This is a genomic window from Dokdonia sp. (genome assembly GCF_039945015.1).
GTDB lineage: Bacteria > Bacteroidota > Bacteroidia > Flavobacteriales > Flavobacteriaceae > Dokdonia.
The window spans coordinates 201,924-219,093 of sequence record NZ_JBDUXP010000020.1 but is presented as its reverse complement, the minus strand read 5'-3'; the positions used below and the strand labels follow the sequence as shown (position 1 = coordinate 219,093).

Genomic DNA, 17,170 nt, shown 5'->3' with positions numbered 1-17,170 from the left:
ATGGAATCGATGGCGCACAAGGACCACAAGGTGATGTTGGACCACAGGGACCGGCAGGAAATGATGGTGCGAACGGAGCTGATGGTGCTGACGGAATAAATGGAACTGATGGAGCTGACGGCGCACAAGGTCCACAAGGCGATGTTGGACCACAAGGACCAGCAGGAAACGATGGTGCGAACGGAGCAGATGGAATTGACGGAATAAATGGAACTGACGGTGCACAAGGACCACAAGGTGATGTTGGCCCGCAAGGACCAGCTGGAAATGATGGTGCGAACGGTGCTGATGGTGTTGACGGAATAAATGGAATCGATGGCGCACAAGGATCACAAGGTGATATTGGACCACAAGGACCAGCAGGAAACGATGGTGCACAAGGACCACAAGGTGATGTTGGACCGCAAGGACCAGCAGGAAATGATGGTGCTGACGGAATAAATGGAACCGATGGAGCACAAGGACCACAAGGTGATGTTGGACCACAAGGACCAGCAGGAAACGATGGTGCAAACGGTGCTGATGGAGCTGATGGTGCTGACGGAATAAATGGAACAGATGGTGCACAAGGGCCACAAGGAGATGTTGGGCCTCAAGGACCAGCAGGAAACGATGGTGCGAACGGTGCTGATGGAACTAACGGAATAAATGGAACTAATGGAACTGACGGCGCACAAGGACCTCAAGGAGATGTTGGACCGCAAGGACCGGCAGGAAATGATGGCGCAAACGGAGCAGATGGTACTGACGGAATAAATGGAGCCGACGGTGCACAAGGACCACAAGGTGATGTTGGGCCGCAAGGACCAGCAGGAAACGATGGTGCGAACGGTGCTGATGGAACTGACGGAATTAATGGAACCGATGGTGCTGACGGCGCACAAGGTCCGCAAGGTGATATTGGACCGCAAGGACCAGCTGGAAATGATGGTGCAAACGGTGCTGATGGTACTGACGGAATAAATGGAACTAATGGAACTGACGGTGCACAAGGACCGCAAGGTGATGTTGGACCACAAGGACCAGCAGGAAATGATGGTGCGAACGGTGCTGATGGAACTGACGGAATAAATGGAACCGATGGTGCACAAGGACCACAAGGTGATACTGGACCGCAAGGACCGGCAGGAAACGATGGCGCAAACGGTGCTGATGGTGTAGACGGAATAAATGGAGCCGACGGTGCACAAGGACCTCAAGGTGATGTTGGACCGCAAGGACCAGCAGGAAACGATGGTGCGAACGGAACAGATGGAGTTGATGGAACCGATGGAGCCGATGGTGCACAAGGACCGCAAGGTGATGTTGGACCGCAAGGGCCGGCAGGAAATGATGGTGCGAACGGTGCTGATGGTACTGACGGAATAAATGGAACGGATGGAGCCGACGGTGCACAAGGACCGCAAGGAGATGTTGGACCGCAAGGACCAGCAGGAAACGATGGTGCAAACGGTGCTGATGGTGTTGATGGAACTAATGGAACCGATGGAGCTGACGGCGCACAAGGACCGCAAGGTGGTATTGGACCTCAAGGGCCGGCAGGAAATGATGGTGCGAACGGAGCTGATGGTGCTGACGGAATAAATGGAACTGATGGAGCTGACGGCGCACAAGGACCACAAGGTGATGTTGGACCACAGGGACCGGCAGGAAATGATGGTGCGAACGGAGCTGATGGTGCTGACGGAATAAATGGAACTGATGGAGCTGACGGCGCACAAGGTCCGCAAGGCGATGTTGGACCACAAGGACCAGCAGGAAACGATGGTGCGAACGGAGCAGATGGAATTGACGGAATAAATGGAACCGATGGAGCACAAGGGCCACAAGGTGATGTTGGCCCGCAAGGGCCTCGAGGAATACCTGGAAATGACGGAACAAATGGAATTGATGGCGCACAAGGACAACCAGGACAGGACGGGCAAGACGGAGCAACTGGACCTCAGGGACAACCAGGTCAAAATGGACAGGACGGAGCAACTGGACCGCAAGGACAACCAGGACAAGATGGCCAAGATGGTGCAACAGGGCCAACAGGTGCTACTGGACCACAAGGAGCCCAAGGACCTATAGGACCACAAGGAGTACCTGGTGCTCAAGGACCACAAGGACAAACTGGAGCAACAGGGCCAGCAGGTACAGATGGAGCAGATGGTGCAATTGGACCACAAGGTGAGGTTGGACCGTCTAATGCATATACTGGATTTTTTATAATAGACAATACTACACTAACGGACACAGGTACTTATGAACAAGTAATTGATATGCTACCTTTTGAACCTTCTCAAGTCACCTTTGTCGCTCATCCAAATATTACCGGGTTTGATATAAATGATGATAATGGTACATCAGGTGATAATACCGCTTTATTAGAAAATACATTTGGAACGATGAATGGTTTTGCACGTGCGGGAACACCTCTTAGCCAGGCAGTTATTTTTAGTGGAGGAAGCGGAAGCTCTATAAATGATATTTCGAGATATTCAAATGATGACCAATGTATTGGACTACGCTATACGAATAACAACGGTGATAATATGGGAGTCATTGCTGCAAAATTAACTTCATTTGAAACTGATGGATTTAAATTAGATGTCACATATACTGAGGGAACATCAGGCAATGCTAACAGGCAAGATGATATCTTAGATGAATCTATCGTTGTAATGTTCACTGCTTATAAATAAAAGATGAAAAAAATAGCTTTAAGTTTTATAAGTATTGTTTTTGTTTTTGCTTTCGCGAAAGCGCAAACAGCATTTCATAATTTTGGAAATGTACAGATACACGATGAAGGACAAATAGGCTTTCATATTGATGTGATCAATGATGGAGATTTTGATAACAATCTTGGTTTAGCAGGATTTTATAATGTAGCTAATAGTCTCACCATATCTGGAACCAACGAACCTATATTTTTTGATATGGAGGTAGATGTTTCTAATGATCTATTTTTTGAAGTGTCTACAGGAGTAGATAATTTTTTTGACTTTATAAATGGCAGAATCATTACACCTAGAGATAATATTGGTGTTACTTTAGATTTTAGGAATAACGGAATCTATTCTGGCGAAGGTGATAATACACATGTAGATGGGTATGTAAATAACGCAGGTGATTTGGATTTTAGATTTCCAATAGGAGATGATTTTAGACTACGAACAATGACTGTACTTCCATTAGATAATACTTTTACTTTATATAAGGCAGCCTATTTCTTTGAAAATCCAAATTCTCCTTCTACCCTAACTGGTTTTTTTAATACAGATTCATTTCAAAATACATTATCCATTATTAGTGAAAAAGAATACTGGGATTTAGATGGGACACTACCTGCAAGAGTTACATTAACGTGGGATGAACAAAGTGATATCCCAATACTAGCCGATGAATTATCATCACTGAGGGTTGTTGGTTTCTCTACAACTCTTAATCAATGGATTAACCTAGGTAATAGTTCATTTTCAGGGACTATGAACTCTGGGGAAATTACATCAGATGTTATAGAACCTAATTTATACAGTGTACTTACTTTTGGATCTGTATTAAAGGGTAATGGAGCCATTACTGTATATACCCTTATCTCTCCAAATGGAGATGGGAAAAATGACACCTTGATTATAGAAGGACTAGAAACTAGTCCTGACAATGAGCTAATACTTTTTAATAGATGGGGTGTTGAAGTATTTAGAAAAAAGAATTATGACAACTCTTTTAACGGAATTTCTAATGGGCGAGCAACCATAGATGGAAGTGCAGAACTTCCTGTAGGCACTTACTTTTATGTTTTAAAATTACAAGATCAAAAAGATCTAGCGGGTGCATTTTATATTAATCGTTAGACATTATACTATCTAGAAAGTGTTTTCTTAGGATGCTTCCAAGTTTCTTGTTATTTTTAAACAAAAAGGAGACGTGCTTTCTAGAAACAACACAAATAGTAGACAAGCAATTATAGAAACAGATAGGCTCTATTTACGAGCATTTACTGAAGGTGATGGGGTCCATTTTTATAAGATAAATGCTGATCCTGAAGTGATACAATATACTGGAGATGTTCCTTTTGAAGATCTTGCTAGTGCTCATAAATTTATTGCCAATTATGATGCATACGTAAAAACAGGTATTGGTCGTTGGGCCGTGATACGTAAATCCGATCACGAGTTCTTAGGTTGGTGTGGTTTAAAATATCATCCTGAAGAACGAGTTGTAGATATAGGCTTCCGTTTTTACAGATGTTATTGGGGACAAGGATATGCTACTGAAATAGCAAAAGCAACTATAACATATGCTTTTGATGAATTAAAATACCCTTTTTTGGTTGCTCATGCACACCTAGACAATAGCGCTTCACATAAAGTGATTAAAAAATGTGATATGCTTTTTGTAAAAGACTTTGACTATGATGGACTTCCTGCAAAGTTATATCGTCTTGAGAATTCTAAGTATGATTTGAGACAAATCACTTCTGAAGAAACGTGGCCAGTACGTCATCCTGTTTTACGTAAAGGGAGACCCCTTGAAGATGTCTACATGGAGGCAGATGAAAAAGAATCTACATTTCACGTAGGCATGTATTATAATGAAAACATTATAGGTGTGGCATCATTTATGAAAGATGCAAATAGTATTTTTACAGGAACGCAATATAGACTTAGAGGTATGGCAGTATTACCTGCATATCAAAAACGAGGTATTGCTGAACTCTTACTAAAAAAAGGAGAGAAAATTCTAAGAGAAAGAAAATGTACGTTACTTTGGTTTAATTCACGAATTATAGCTGTACATTTTTACCTAAATTTAGGATACAAGAAAATAGGTGCCGAATTTAATATTCCATTAATAGGACCACATTATCTAATGAAAAAAGAATTGTAATGAACCGTAGAAACTTTACCAAAATAACTTTTTTAGGAGGTATTGCTACTACTCTTCCCTTAGATCTTTTTGCTTCCATTGTAGGTGATTCTATTTCTGAGGAAGAATTGTTAGGAAAAGGGTCTCCGCTATTGCATACTGGGACAAATTATAGATTACGACCCGAAGCAGCTACAGCATTTGAAGATATGAGAAAAGCTGCTTTAAAAGATAAAATTCAGATTAAAGCGGTATCAAGTTATAGGGATTATGCGCATCAAAACAGAATCTGGGAGCGCAAGTATAATCGTTTTCGCGAAAGCGGACTTTCCCCAATAGCATCGATTCAAAAAATAATAGCATACTCTACAATACCTGGTACTTCAAGACACCATTGGGGTACAGATATAGATCTCATAGATGGAACTCCAAAAGTAAATGGAGATGTATTGGTCCCTTCAAAGTTTCATGGATCTGGACCTTTTTGCGATTTTAAAGAATGGATGGATGAACACTCTCAAGAGTTTGGTTTTTACTTAGTATATACAGATACTCCCTCTCGTAAAGGATTTAAATACGAGCCTTGGCATTATAGTTATGCACCTCTTTCTAAAAAATATTTAAGGACATATAAAACCCTAGATATCAAAGCAATTTTGCAAAAAGAACAACTAGTAGGTAGTAATGATTTTACCTCATCATTTATTGAACATTATATAAATGAAAACATTCTGGATATTAACCCTGATTTGTTAGGTTAAAGGTTTTTGATAATTTCTTTTTCGGCGAGTGCTTCTTTAAAATCTGGGCGATCTTGTAATGCTTTTGTAATCCAAGTAGTAGCTTCCTGTTTTCTTCCTTTATGTTTATAAATTTGAGCAAGTCTGTAATATGCCCAATCTTTAGGAACTCCATCTTCAGGAGAATAATTCATAATATACTTATCTAGGCATTCTATTCCTTGATCAAGTCCTATTCCGTATTGTCCTGCAATCTTACCTAACTGATAGTGTAACCTGTTTTCTGCGCTATGTTTTTTACGAGCTTCATCTAGTACTTGGATTGCTTTTGCAGGGGCTTCATTTTTTTCATAATGCTCGTAGAGTTTTGTATAACAGATTACAGATCCTCCTACAGCAACAGCATCTTTATAATGACGTTCGGCATCTTTAGGGCGATCGTTATACTCTGCTATATATCCATGGGCTAGAAATCCATCTACGGGGGACAACTTTGCGAGTTCATCGGCATATTGTTTTGCTTTGCTTTCGCTTCCTCCTATAATCCCTGGTAATTGAATATAGAATTCTACAAGAGCCCACCGAGTTTCTATGTGCTTAGGGTCTAAATTTGCGGCTGTTATAAAGGCTTCTTTAATATCTCCTATAAGTCCTAGCGCTCTTATTTTACTAATCGCTAATGCCTTCATCCCTAAAACTCCTCCGTATTTATAGTGATAATTTGCCGTTTTAGGAGAGAGTTCTACCAATTTCTCGTAATAGTCTATTGCTGTATCCCAATCTTTTGCATATCCGGAAATATCACCTAAATATTCTATTGTCTTAAGATCATTTGGGTGTTGTTTTAGATAGGTCTTAAAGATCGGTTTTGCATGTGTATATTGTTTATTGTTAAAGTAGGTTTCTGCTTTCGCGAAAGCAGAATTAGTATCAGATACTTGTCCAAAACAAAATATAGGAAAGCACAAAAAAAGTAGCCACTTCATGGTATTCATCATTTTTGCAAATATATACGAAAATAGTGCCAAGATAGTTCTAGTCGGATTAAGATTTTGGAGGGTATTTTTTAAAGATTTTTTCTATGAGTTTTTTAAAGTACGCATCTCTTTGGTTTGGGGTTGATTTTACCTTTACGTCACTCTCACTAATGGCTTGCCAAACAAGTGTACCACCATGATCCATATCATAAAACTCAAGAATAATTTGTTGGTGTTGCTCTCTCCCTCCTATAGGAATTCCTCCACTCACTCCTACCCCAACATTACCACCTCCACTACCAATACCTACTCCTAATGTATTACGGGATGTAGTCTCATATTCTGACGCTTGAATCACAATAGAGAGACTATTATAATCTGTTCTTTGGTATCCTCTTGACTGAAGAACACTATCTGTAAATTTTACAAAACGACGTTCGTCAAATTCTGAGAGTCCAGAAGGTTCTCTAAAATCATATTGATAGGTTTTATACGTATCAAAAGAAGCTTTCTCATCATAATCATAGTCTACAAAAGTAGATCCACAACTAGTTATAAAAACTGCTACACTAAGCAAAAGTAGTAATCGCATCACGGTATTATTTGTTTAAAAGTAAACAAAAGGATACGAGTTATATTGTGTTTTGTTATTTCTTAACTATTTTTTTTGTGATCACTCCTTTACTAGTTGTAACACGAGCAAAATACATTCCCTTTGCTAATGATGAAAAATCAATAATTACATCTTGAGTTGTATATACCTTTTTCCCAGTTACAGAAAATACATCTATAGCCTGTAGTTCTATCTCAGATGGAAGTGCGATATTTAAAATACGTGTTGTAGGATTAGGATACAATTTGATACTACTTTCCAGAAACTCTTCTTCTATTCCTAGCAAGCACTGCTCTTCTACCTCTTCTACAGAGTTGCAATTTGTAGCGTTATTATTTATTGATATATCCTGAGATGGTTCTAGATTACTTATAAATGAGCATACCACTTCTATATCGCAAACAGATAAATTAGGGTTATTAGTAATAACGACATACATTGATGGGTCTAGCAATTCTGATAAGGCAGTAATATCTATAAGCGTTTCATTTCCTGAAATAGTAAATCCAAAACCAACCGAATTTAAATTCTCTAGCCCTTCTAAAGAAGTAAGGTTATCATTATTTACAATCTCTAGAATTTCTCCTATATTTTCAACTTGATTTAATGATAGGATATCCACCATTGATGGATTATTACGTATGCTTAAAGCTAATGTGCCAAAAGCCCCTATACCATCCATTGAGGTAAGTGCTATGTTATTTACTATAGAAAGAGCATCTCCACCATTATAATTCATCAAACCTCCTAGGTTTTCTAAGGAATCATTATCTTCTATAGATAAATCTCCATCTGTAGAAGTTAAAGATCCTAAACCTATTAAGTCTTCAAGACTATCATTATTTATGATAGACAAATCATCTGTATGTGTCAAATTATTCAATCCTGATAAGGATGTAAGTGCTGCATTATCTCTAATAACTAACATATCTTCCATAGATGTAAGACCTTCCAGCCCTTGAAGATTTTCTAAAGATGGGTTATTTAAAATCTGTACATCGCCCGCTGTTTGATTGATTTCAAGACCTGTTAATGTAACAAGGTTTACATTATCTCTTATGATTACACCTTCTATCACTGATGTAATTCCTGATAGTGGAGATAAGTCTGTTATATCATCTCCAGAAATTTGTAATTGTCCTTCTATTATAAAACAGCTTAAGGAATTTAATCCAAATTCATCTACTTCAGCTTGAGAGGTTAAGATAACATTTCCAGAAGAGCAAAGGGAGCAATCTTCAGCTACTTCTTCTACAGTACCACATCCAGGTGCATTATTAGCAATAGTAATTAAGTCTGTATCAGCAATGTTATTACACAATAAAGCAATTCTACAATCTGAAAGGTTTGGATTATTAGTTACCTCTATAAATTGTGAAGGTGTTTCAAAATCAGATAATGCAGATATATCTACAAGAGCATCATTATCAGAAATTATAAATCCAGCTGAAGCTTCAAAAGTGGCACCTGCAGTTTGCAAACCGTCTAAATTAACTAATAAATCATTATTTATAATTTCAAACAAAACTACTATTTGTTGTAAATTTTCTAATGAAGAAATATCTGTTAACATAGGGTTATCTTCAATTATTAAATTTTCAACAGAACTTAAAGCATTCAATCCATCTAAAGAAGACAGACTTATATTATTCCTTATTGTATTTTCTCCTCCAATACTATAGTTATCTAAACCTGATAAACTTTGCAACAAATCATTGTCCTCAACTACTATAGAAAAACTCTCTATCAATTCTTCTAAGCCTTCTAAGTTGACTAAAGCATCGTTGTTAATGATTTGTACTGAAGAAAAACCAAAACCACCTAATCCATTTAAAGATGACACCATTGGATTATTAGATATTACTAAGTTATTACCAATATCAGCAAGGTTCTCTAGCCCTTCTAAACTAACTAATTGCGAATTATTGTCTATAGTCAAATTATCATCTATAGAAATGATTTGAGACAATGGAGTTAAATCAACAATATCTGCCCCAGAAATGGTTACATTGTTTGGAAAAGAAATCGTAGTACAGTCAGGAAAATTAATAGGAAAAGCATCTATTTGAGCTTGAGAAGTAAATATTACATTCCCTGGAGGGCATTGTCCAAATCCAACAAAAAAAGAAAATAAGAATCCTATAAAAAGTATAAATTGTCTCATAAAGTAAGTTAATTACTTCGTGAAAATATAGAATATTTTACCTCTATCAATTCGAAATCATCATAAATACATCACATTACTTATAAAATACGTAGTTACACGTATATAATTCTCACCTGTTTTTATACATTAATAGTAATTACTACTCATTAAGCATTTTCCAAAGCGCATCTTTAAGCTCCACAAGACCTTGCTGTGCAACAGAAGAGATAAACATATAGGGTATAGGTAGCTCTCTATCTAATTCTTCTGTAAGTTCTGCTTTGAGTTCCTCATCTAGCATATCACTTTTAGTAATAGCTATAAGGCGAGATTTATCCAGCATTTCTGGATTGTATCTTTGTAGTTCGTGTAGTAATATATCATATTGACTAGAGATACTATCTGCATCTGCAGGAATCATAAACAATAATGTAGAATTACGTTCTATATGACGTAAAAAACGATGTCCTATTCCTTTACCTTCGGCAGCGCCTTCTATAATTCCAGGAATATCTGCCATTACAAAAGATTTATAATCTCTGTATTGTACAATTCCAAGGTTAGGCTTGAGAGTCGTAAACTCGTAGTTGGCAATTTTAGGTTTTGCGGCTGTAATTGCAGCCAGCAGTGTCGACTTTCCTACGTTAGGATATCCTACTAATCCTACATCGGCTAGGACTTTAAGCTCTATAGTAAGCTGTACTTCATACCCATCTATTCCAGGTTGTGAATATCGAGGCGTTTGGTTTACACTATTTTTAAAGTGCCAGTTACCACGGCCTCCCATACCACCTTTGGCAGCGATAAATTCTTCACCATCTTCGGTGATTTCAAAAATCACTTTATCTGTTTCGGTATCTCGTAATGTTGTCCCTAATGGCACATCGATATACTCATCTTCTCCATCATGACCTGTAGATCTAGATTTTGCTCCATTACCACCATGTCCTGCACGTAAATGTTTCTTATACTTAAGATGTAATAAGGTCCAGAGATTAGAATTCCCTCTTAATATGATATGACCTCCTCGTCCTCCATCTCCTCCATCGGGACCTCCTTTTTCAATAAATTTTTCTCTATGTAAATGTGCAGATCCAGAACCTCCATTTCCAGAGGTTACGTGTATTTTTACATAGTCTACAAAATTCCCTTCAGTCATATCCTTAATTTAAAAATTGAAGTGCTTATATATACGTATAAACCCTTCTTAATATCGCTTTCGCGAAAGCGTAAGAAATCAAAACAATCTCTTCTATTTTGTGTTTTTATAACGTATTAATCACAGTACTTAAGCGTTCTGTGATATCTGCAACACTCCCAACTCCATCTACTCCAAAGTACTTATTTTGCTTCTCATAGTATTCTTTGAGAATAGCAGTCTCAGTATAATATACTTTTATACGATTGCGTATCACATCTTCATCAGCATCATCTGCTCTCCCAGAAGTTTTTCCTCTTTCTAGAAGGCGTTGCACAAGTACCTCATCATCTACCTCTAAAGCCACCATTGCAGCAATTTCCGAATTTTTTGAAGCTAGTAATGTAGCTAAAGCATCTGCTTGTGCTTCTGTACGTGGGAATCCATCAAAAATAAATCCTTGTGCATTTGGATTTTTTTCTACCTCTGCATTAAGCATCTTTATCGTCACAGCATCCGGTACCAATTGTCCTTTATCCATATACGACTTTGCTAGCATTCCTAGCTCGGTAGCATTTTTTATGTTGTATCTAAAAACATCTCCAGTAGAGATATGGACAAGATTGTACTTTTCTTTTAAGACTTCTGCTTGCGTCCCTTTCCCAGCACCTGGAGGGCCGAACAAAACGAGGTTCTTCATTGTTGACTTTTTAAGTTTATAAATAGAAGTAAGATTACGTCCTAGTCCGTTATAATCTAGTCCAAATCCTACTACAAAATCATTTTCTATTTCTAAGCCTATATAATCTATCGTATAAGGCTTTGTATATGCTTTAGGTTTGTAAAATAGTGTGGCGATTTTAAAAGAAGCGACTTGTTCTTGCTCAAGAATCTCGATAATAGTTTCTATTGTATTTCCAGAATCTACGATGTCTTCTATCACAACAACATCACGGCCTTTAAGCGATGGTTCTGCTCCCATAACCGTAAAAATCTCATCACTTTGCTCAAGTCCATCATAACTCGCCACCTTAATAAAGCTCATCTCGCACTCCCCATCAAACTTTTTTATAAGCTCTGCGGCAAAAAGGAAAGCCCCATTAAGCACCGTAAGAAACACAGGTCTTCTTCCTTTGTACTCATCATTTACAAGTACAGCAACCCCATTTACGGCTTGTTGTACTTCGGTTTTTGAAATACATTCTTCAAAAGTAAGTTCGTGTAATTGTACTGTCTTCATAAAGTTTTACAAAGGCGCAAAGATACTACCAGAAAACCACAAATCACAACTTCAAATTCTTTAAACTTTAATTATCCAAGAAGGTGATAAAATCTGAAAGAAAGAAGCAAGATTAGAAACAAGGTTTTTTGTATTTTTGAGTTTTAATTTTTTATGCTTGTCGTACTTCGGCAAGCTCAGCATAAACCTCAACATTGTTGAGAGCGTACTTCTATGAAAAACTATTTTTCTTCTCAATTTACATTAGGCATTTTAGGTGGTGGTCAACTAGGCAAAATGATGCTCTATGACACCCGAAAATACGATATCAAAACAGCGGTACTTGATCCAAGTCCAGATGCTCCTTCTAGAATCGCTTGCGATTATTTTGAGCAAGGAAGTCTCATGGACTATGATACGGTTGTTCAATTTGGAAAAAAAGTAGATGTACTTACTTTTGAAATTGAATCTGTAAACGTAGATGCATTAGAAACTTTAGAAAAAGAAGGAATTACTGTATATCCCTCTTCTGGGACATTGCGTAAGATTCAAGACAAAGGTGTGCAGAAACAATTTTATACAGATCAAGATATTCCAACAGCATCCTTTAAGAAATATACATCTTCTAAAGAAATTTTAGAAGACACCCCTTCATATCCGTTTGTATGGAAATCCTGTCAAGGTGGATATGATGGAAAAGGAGTTGCTGTGATACGAAATGCGCAAGACTTAGAAGAACTACCACAAGTTCCTTGTATAGCAGAAGCTATGATTCCTTTTAAAAACGAACTTGCTGTTATTGTAACTCGTAATCCATCTGGAGAAGTAACGACATATCCCGTTGTAGAGATGGAATTTCACCCAGAAGCAAATCAAGTAGAATATGTGATTTGTCCAGCTCGCATCAATGAGCAAGTTGCACAAAAAGCACGTGCTATTGCAACGCAAGTCTCAAAAGCATTTGCCCATGTAGGATTACTAGCTGTAGAAATGTTTCAGACAGAAGATGATCAAATTCTTGTAAATGAAGTTGCTCCTCGACCACACAATAGCGGTCATTATAGTATAGAAGGTAGTTATACAAATCAATTTGAACAACACATACGTGCCATCTTAGATTTACCATTAGGAAAAACAGCGAGCAAGGCTGCCTCTGTGATGGTCAACCTAGTAGGTGCCGAAGGGCATCAAGGTCAAGTACATTATAAAAATATAGAAGACATTATGAGTATGGACGGTGTTACTGCCCATATATATGGCAAAAAAGAAACACGCCCTTTTAGAAAAATGGGACATGTAACGATCATAGATGAAGATATAGCTATTGCCAGAAAAAGAGCCGAAGAAGTAAAGAGTCTGATTAAAGTAATCGCTCAATAATAATATAAATATATAAGTATGAAAGTAGGAATCATTATGGGAAGCACGAGTGATCTTCCAGTAATGCAAAAAGCGATAGATGTTCTTGAGCATTTAGGCATTACTACAGAAGTAGATATTGTAAGTGCTCATCGTACACCAGAAAAACTTTTTGATTACGGAAAAAATGCGCATACAAGAGGTGTAAATGTGGTTATTGCTGGAGCTGGAGGTGCTGCACATTTACCTGGTATGGTTGCATCTTTATCGCCATTGCCCGTTATAGGAGTTCCAGTAAAATCTAGAAATTCTATAGATGGTTGGGATTCTGTACTCTCTATTTTACAGATGCCTGGTGGTGTTCCTGTGGCTACAGTGGCACTAGATGGAGCTCAAAATGCAGGAATACTTGCTGCTCAAATTTTAGGAGCTACAAACACAGAAATACGAGAACGTATTTTAGCCTATAAAGAAAGTCTTAAACAAAAAGTAATCGAAGGGGCTAAAAGCTTGAAATAAAAGAAAAAGAAAAGACCACTCTTACGAGTGGTCTTTATCAATGTAATTCGGGTATTGAATTAGTATTTATTAACCATTCTAAATAGTATCAAACCTTATTATTTTACATTGAATTGGGGAATTCTCACTAAAACTCCCTCCAAAGATATTATTCCGTTTCAATATTGTTTAAAACACGGGTGATGTTTTACTATTATCGATGAACTGTATGTAAAAATCGATGAAATACATATAAATTCAACAAAAAAAATTGCTTATCATGAAGCCTACAGATAACCCATTATTACATTCTTTTAACGAAGCTCCATTTTCTTCTATTAAGAATGAGCATTTTAAGCCTGCATTTGAGACAGCGATCAGCATGGCAAGAGAAGAAATAGAAGAGATTGCAAATAATTCGAAAACTCCTACATTCCAAAATACCATCGTGGCCCTTGATTATTCAGGCGCACAATTAGATCGTATCTCTAGTGTGTTTTTTAATCTCAACAGTGCAGAGACCAATGAACATATTCAAAAAATAGCGCAAGAAGTCTCCCCATTACTTTCTGAGTTTGGAAATGACATTACGCTTAATGAAGATTTATTTAAACGTATCAAAACGGTGTATGATCAAAAAGAAGGTTTAAACCTTTCTGTAGAAGAGCATACTCTTTTAGATAAAAGGTATAAAAGCTTTTCTCGCAATGGAGCCAACCTCCCTGAAGATAAAAAAACAAGGCTTAGAGAGATTGACGCTTCACTAGCAAAACTTAAACTTACCTTTGGAGAAAATGTACTTGCCGAAACAAACAGTTATGAATTACACCTTACCCAAGAGAGTGATCTAGACGGTCTTCCAGAAAGCGCAAAAGAAGCTGCTGCAAGCGAAGCTACATCTCGAGATAAAAAAGGATGGATCATCACATTAGATTATCCTAGTTATATTCCATTTATGAAGTATGCTACCAATAGAGCATTACGTAAGGAACTCTCTATTGCCTTTGGTAGCAAAGCATTTAAGGACAACGAGTTTAGTAATAAAAATAATGTCTTAGAGATTGTTAAGCTAAGACACGAACGTGCCAATCTTCTAGGATATGCAACGCATGCCAATTTTGTACTGGAAGAGCGTATGGCAGAAACTCCTGAGAAAGTAGTTTCGTTTCTAAATACATTATTAGAAAAAGCAAAACCCGCTGCTGAAAGAGAATTTGCACAATTAGAAAATTTTGCAAAAACAGAAGATGGTATTGATCGATTAGAAAAATGGGATGGCTCTTATTATTCTGAAAAATTAAAGCAAAAGTTATTTAGTCTAGATGACGAGCAACTCAAACCCTATTTCAAACTAGAAAATGTGATCGATGGCGTTTTCCAAGTAGCTCAAAAATTATTTGGACTACAGTTTGAAGAAGTATTTGACATAGATATATATCACGAAGAAGTAAAAACATATCGTGTGCTTGACATCGACGGAAATTTTGTCTCCTTATTTTATGCAGATTTCCATCCACGTAAAGGGAAACGAGGAGGCGCTTGGATGACGTCATTTAAATCTCAGATGATAAAAGATGGAATAAATGAACGCCCACATGTATCAAATGTATGCAACTTCACTCCTTCTACACCTAGCAAACCATCATTACTTACGTTTAATGAAGTAACAACACTCTTTCATGAGTTTGGACATGGATTGCATGGAATGTTAGCAAATACAACCTATCCTAGTTTATCAGGAACATCTGTATATTGGGATTTTGTGGAGCTTCCTAGTCAAATGCTAGAAAACTGGTGTTATGAGAAAGAAGCTTTAGAACTTTTTGCAACACATTATGAAACGGGAGAAGTTATCCCTATGGAGTTGGTTCAAAAAATTAAGGACTCTGCTACTTTCCAAGAAGGGTTACAAACCCTCAGACAAATAAGTTTTGGATTATTAGATATCGCTTGGCACGGTAATGATCCGTCAGGGATTACTGATGTAAAAGCATTTGAAAGCAACGCTTTCTCAGATACTAGTTTGTATCCAAAGACTCCAGAAACGTGCATGAGTACCGCCTTTTCTCATATTTTTCAAGGAGGATATTCTTCGGGATATTATAGTTATAAATGGGCAGAAGTACTAGATGCAGATGCCTTTGAATACTTTAAAGAAAACGGTATTTTCAATAAAGACGTTGCTCAAAAATTCCAAGAGCACGTTTTATCAAAAGGAGGCACTGAGAATCCTATGACATTGTACAAACGTTTTAGAGGACAAGAACCTCAACCAGAAGCATTACTTAGGAGAGCTGGATTATTGAAAGATTAACATCACTACCTAATTCATTATAAATCCCAAGAGTCAGGTAGATTCTTGGGATTTATTTTTTTCGGTAATCCACTTAGACATAAACTTGGTGCTTTGCATGGTGTGATGTTGTAACATCTGTCCTGTAAAGTTTTTTAGTCTTCGTTCTACAAGTGTCTTTTTATAATGAGTTATAGTATCATAAAAATCTTCTTCAAAATCCAATTTCTGAAAACGATTATTGATAAGGATTCGTCCATGATCCTGAGCTACTTTCCATACATTTTTATAGGTGTATAAAGTTGTGGCCGCTTTCGCGAAAGCGTATACATCATCCTCAATAGTTCCTCCCCATCTATATTCTCCTTGCATCGCCTCTGCTCCTATTGCTGTAGTCACACTTGGGGTACCACACTGCATGGCATCTATAAACTTCCCTTTAAGACCAGCGCCAAAACGTAAAGGCGCGAGTAACACTTTTGCTTTTGAAATGACTTTTTTTGCATTTTCTGCGCGTCCTTTTATATAAAACCCATCTTTGGGATTATGCAACTGCAATACTTTTTCTGAAGGATATGCGCCATATACGTGTAACTGTGCATCAGGAATTGACTTACGTATTTCTGGCCAGATTGTATGTTTGAGAAGTAAGGTTGCATCCCAATTGGGTGCGTGTAAAAAATTACCTATCGATATAAAATGCGCTCTTGCGTCAAAAGAAGTAAAGTCTTCCAATAAAGGTGATAACAGAAATGGCACATAATACAATACATCTTTAGGAACGCCAAAAACGTTTTGAAGCAATTCCATCTCATATTCAGAAATCATCAATGTCAGATCACATCTATATATACTTGCAATCTCTCTCTTTGCAACATCAGACATAAGGTCTATTGTTGTCATTTCTCTTTCTTCTTTAATTGCTTGATGTCTTGCTTTGCGAAGACAGTGTAAATCTTCTGTATCTAGTATGCGTAACGCCTGAGGGCACTGCTTTGCAATACGCCATCCAAACTGCTCTTCGACCATAAAGCGATCAAAAAGAACTATATCCGGCATGAGTTCTTTTGCAAAAACATCAAAGCTTGGATCATTCATCTGGACGGTTCCTGTTGTAATTCCCATTTCCTGTAAATCAACAGCATAATGACTCTCTGAAGCAGTAGATACGTATGTAACTGTCCAATTTTTACTAAGGAACAAGTCCAATAACTGCAACATACGACTGCCTGCCGCCGAAGAATCTGGCTCTACCCAAACATTTGAAATAACTAATACATTCACTTGGTAAAAATAGAGCTTGAAAAATAAAGAATGAATTGCTTTAAAA

General features: G+C 37.5%; 12 protein-coding genes and 1 pseudogene. 7 read left to right on the top strand and 6 right to left on the bottom strand.

The window, feature by feature from the left end; all coding sequences use genetic code 11:
- The 4 genes and pseudogenes from ABJD27_RS16220 to ABJD27_RS16205 all read left to right on the top strand — a co-directional run.
- Window positions 1-2,687: pseudogene (locus ABJD27_RS16220) on the top strand (hypothetical protein); the annotation flags it as partial.
- A 3-nt stretch (window positions 2,688-2,690) separates the two neighbouring features.
- Entirely contained in the window at window positions 2,691-3,842 is a 1,152-nt protein-coding gene (locus tag ABJD27_RS16215; protein ID WP_348166025.1) for a gliding motility-associated C-terminal domain-containing protein, read from the top strand.
- A gap of 73 nt (window positions 3,843-3,915) precedes the next feature.
- A complete protein-coding gene (locus ABJD27_RS16210) occupies window positions 3,916-4,878 on the top strand; it encodes a GNAT family N-acetyltransferase (protein ID WP_348166022.1) in 963 nt (320 codons plus the stop codon).
- The gene (locus tag ABJD27_RS16205) at window positions 4,878-5,618 is read left to right on the top strand and encodes a M15 family metallopeptidase (protein ID WP_348166019.1); all 741 of its coding nucleotides are present in this window, start codon (window positions 4,878-4,880) and stop codon (window positions 5,616-5,618) included. Before ABJD27_RS16210 ends, ABJD27_RS16205 begins: the two co-directional genes overlap by 1 nt.
- Here the strand turns inward: ABJD27_RS16205 and ABJD27_RS16200 are convergent.
- From ABJD27_RS16200 to ABJD27_RS16180, 5 genes are all read right to left on the bottom strand, one after another.
- The gene (locus ABJD27_RS16200) at window positions 5,615-6,583 is read right to left on the bottom strand and encodes a tetratricopeptide repeat protein (protein ID WP_348166016.1); all 969 of its coding nucleotides are present in this window, start codon (window positions 6,581-6,583) and stop codon (window positions 5,615-5,617) included. The genes ABJD27_RS16205 and ABJD27_RS16200 overlap by 4 nt on opposite strands.
- A 58-nt stretch (window positions 6,584-6,641) precedes the next feature.
- Window positions 6,642-7,166, bottom strand: a complete 525-nt coding sequence (locus tag ABJD27_RS16195) for a DUF4136 domain-containing protein (protein ID WP_348166013.1) — start codon at window positions 7,164-7,166, stop codon at window positions 6,642-6,644.
- Window positions 7,167-7,221: 55 nt separating this feature from the next.
- Window positions 7,222-9,351 (bottom strand): T9SS type A sorting domain-containing protein, encoded by a 2,130-nt coding sequence (locus ABJD27_RS16190; protein WP_348166010.1) that lies wholly within the window; start codon window positions 9,349-9,351, stop codon window positions 7,222-7,224.
- A 142-nt stretch (window positions 9,352-9,493) separates the two neighbouring features.
- Window positions 9,494-10,492 carry a GTPase ObgE gene (gene obgE, locus ABJD27_RS16185; RefSeq protein WP_348166007.1) on the bottom strand — a complete coding sequence of 333 codons (999 nt, stop codon included), beginning with the start codon at window positions 10,490-10,492 and terminating at the stop codon, window positions 9,494-9,496.
- A gap of 106 nt (window positions 10,493-10,598) precedes the next feature.
- The gene (locus tag ABJD27_RS16180) at window positions 10,599-11,711 is read right to left on the bottom strand and encodes an adenylate kinase (RefSeq protein ID WP_348166004.1); all 1,113 of its coding nucleotides are present in this window, start codon (window positions 11,709-11,711) and stop codon (window positions 10,599-10,601) included.
- A 213-nt stretch (window positions 11,712-11,924) separates the two neighbouring features.
- On the opposite strand from ABJD27_RS16180, the gene ABJD27_RS16175 reads away from it, so the two are divergent.
- The 3 genes from ABJD27_RS16175 to ABJD27_RS16165 all read left to right on the top strand — a co-directional run bounded on the left by ABJD27_RS16175 (window position 11,925) and on the right by ABJD27_RS16165 (window position 15,861).
- Window positions 11,925-13,070 (top strand): 5-(carboxyamino)imidazole ribonucleotide synthase, encoded by a 1,146-nt coding sequence (locus tag ABJD27_RS16175; protein WP_348166001.1) that lies wholly within the window; start codon window positions 11,925-11,927, stop codon window positions 13,068-13,070.
- Between the two features lie 18 nt (window positions 13,071-13,088).
- Window positions 13,089-13,568, top strand: a complete 480-nt coding sequence (gene purE / locus ABJD27_RS16170; protein ID WP_348165998.1) for a 5-(carboxyamino)imidazole ribonucleotide mutase — start codon at window positions 13,089-13,091, stop codon at window positions 13,566-13,568.
- A 259-nt stretch (window positions 13,569-13,827) separates the two neighbouring features.
- Complete coding sequence (locus ABJD27_RS16165; RefSeq protein ID WP_348165996.1) at window positions 13,828-15,861, top strand: M3 family metallopeptidase; 2,034 nt, start codon at window positions 13,828-13,830, stop codon at window positions 15,859-15,861.
- Window positions 15,862-15,894: 33 nt separating this feature from the next.
- Here the strand turns inward: ABJD27_RS16165 and ABJD27_RS16160 are convergent, their stop codons facing one another.
- Window positions 15,895-17,124, bottom strand: coding sequence for a glycosyltransferase family 4 protein (locus tag ABJD27_RS16160; protein WP_348165993.1), 1,230 nt, complete (start codon window positions 17,122-17,124; stop codon window positions 15,895-15,897).
- Window positions 17,125-17,170: the final 46 nt, after the last annotated feature.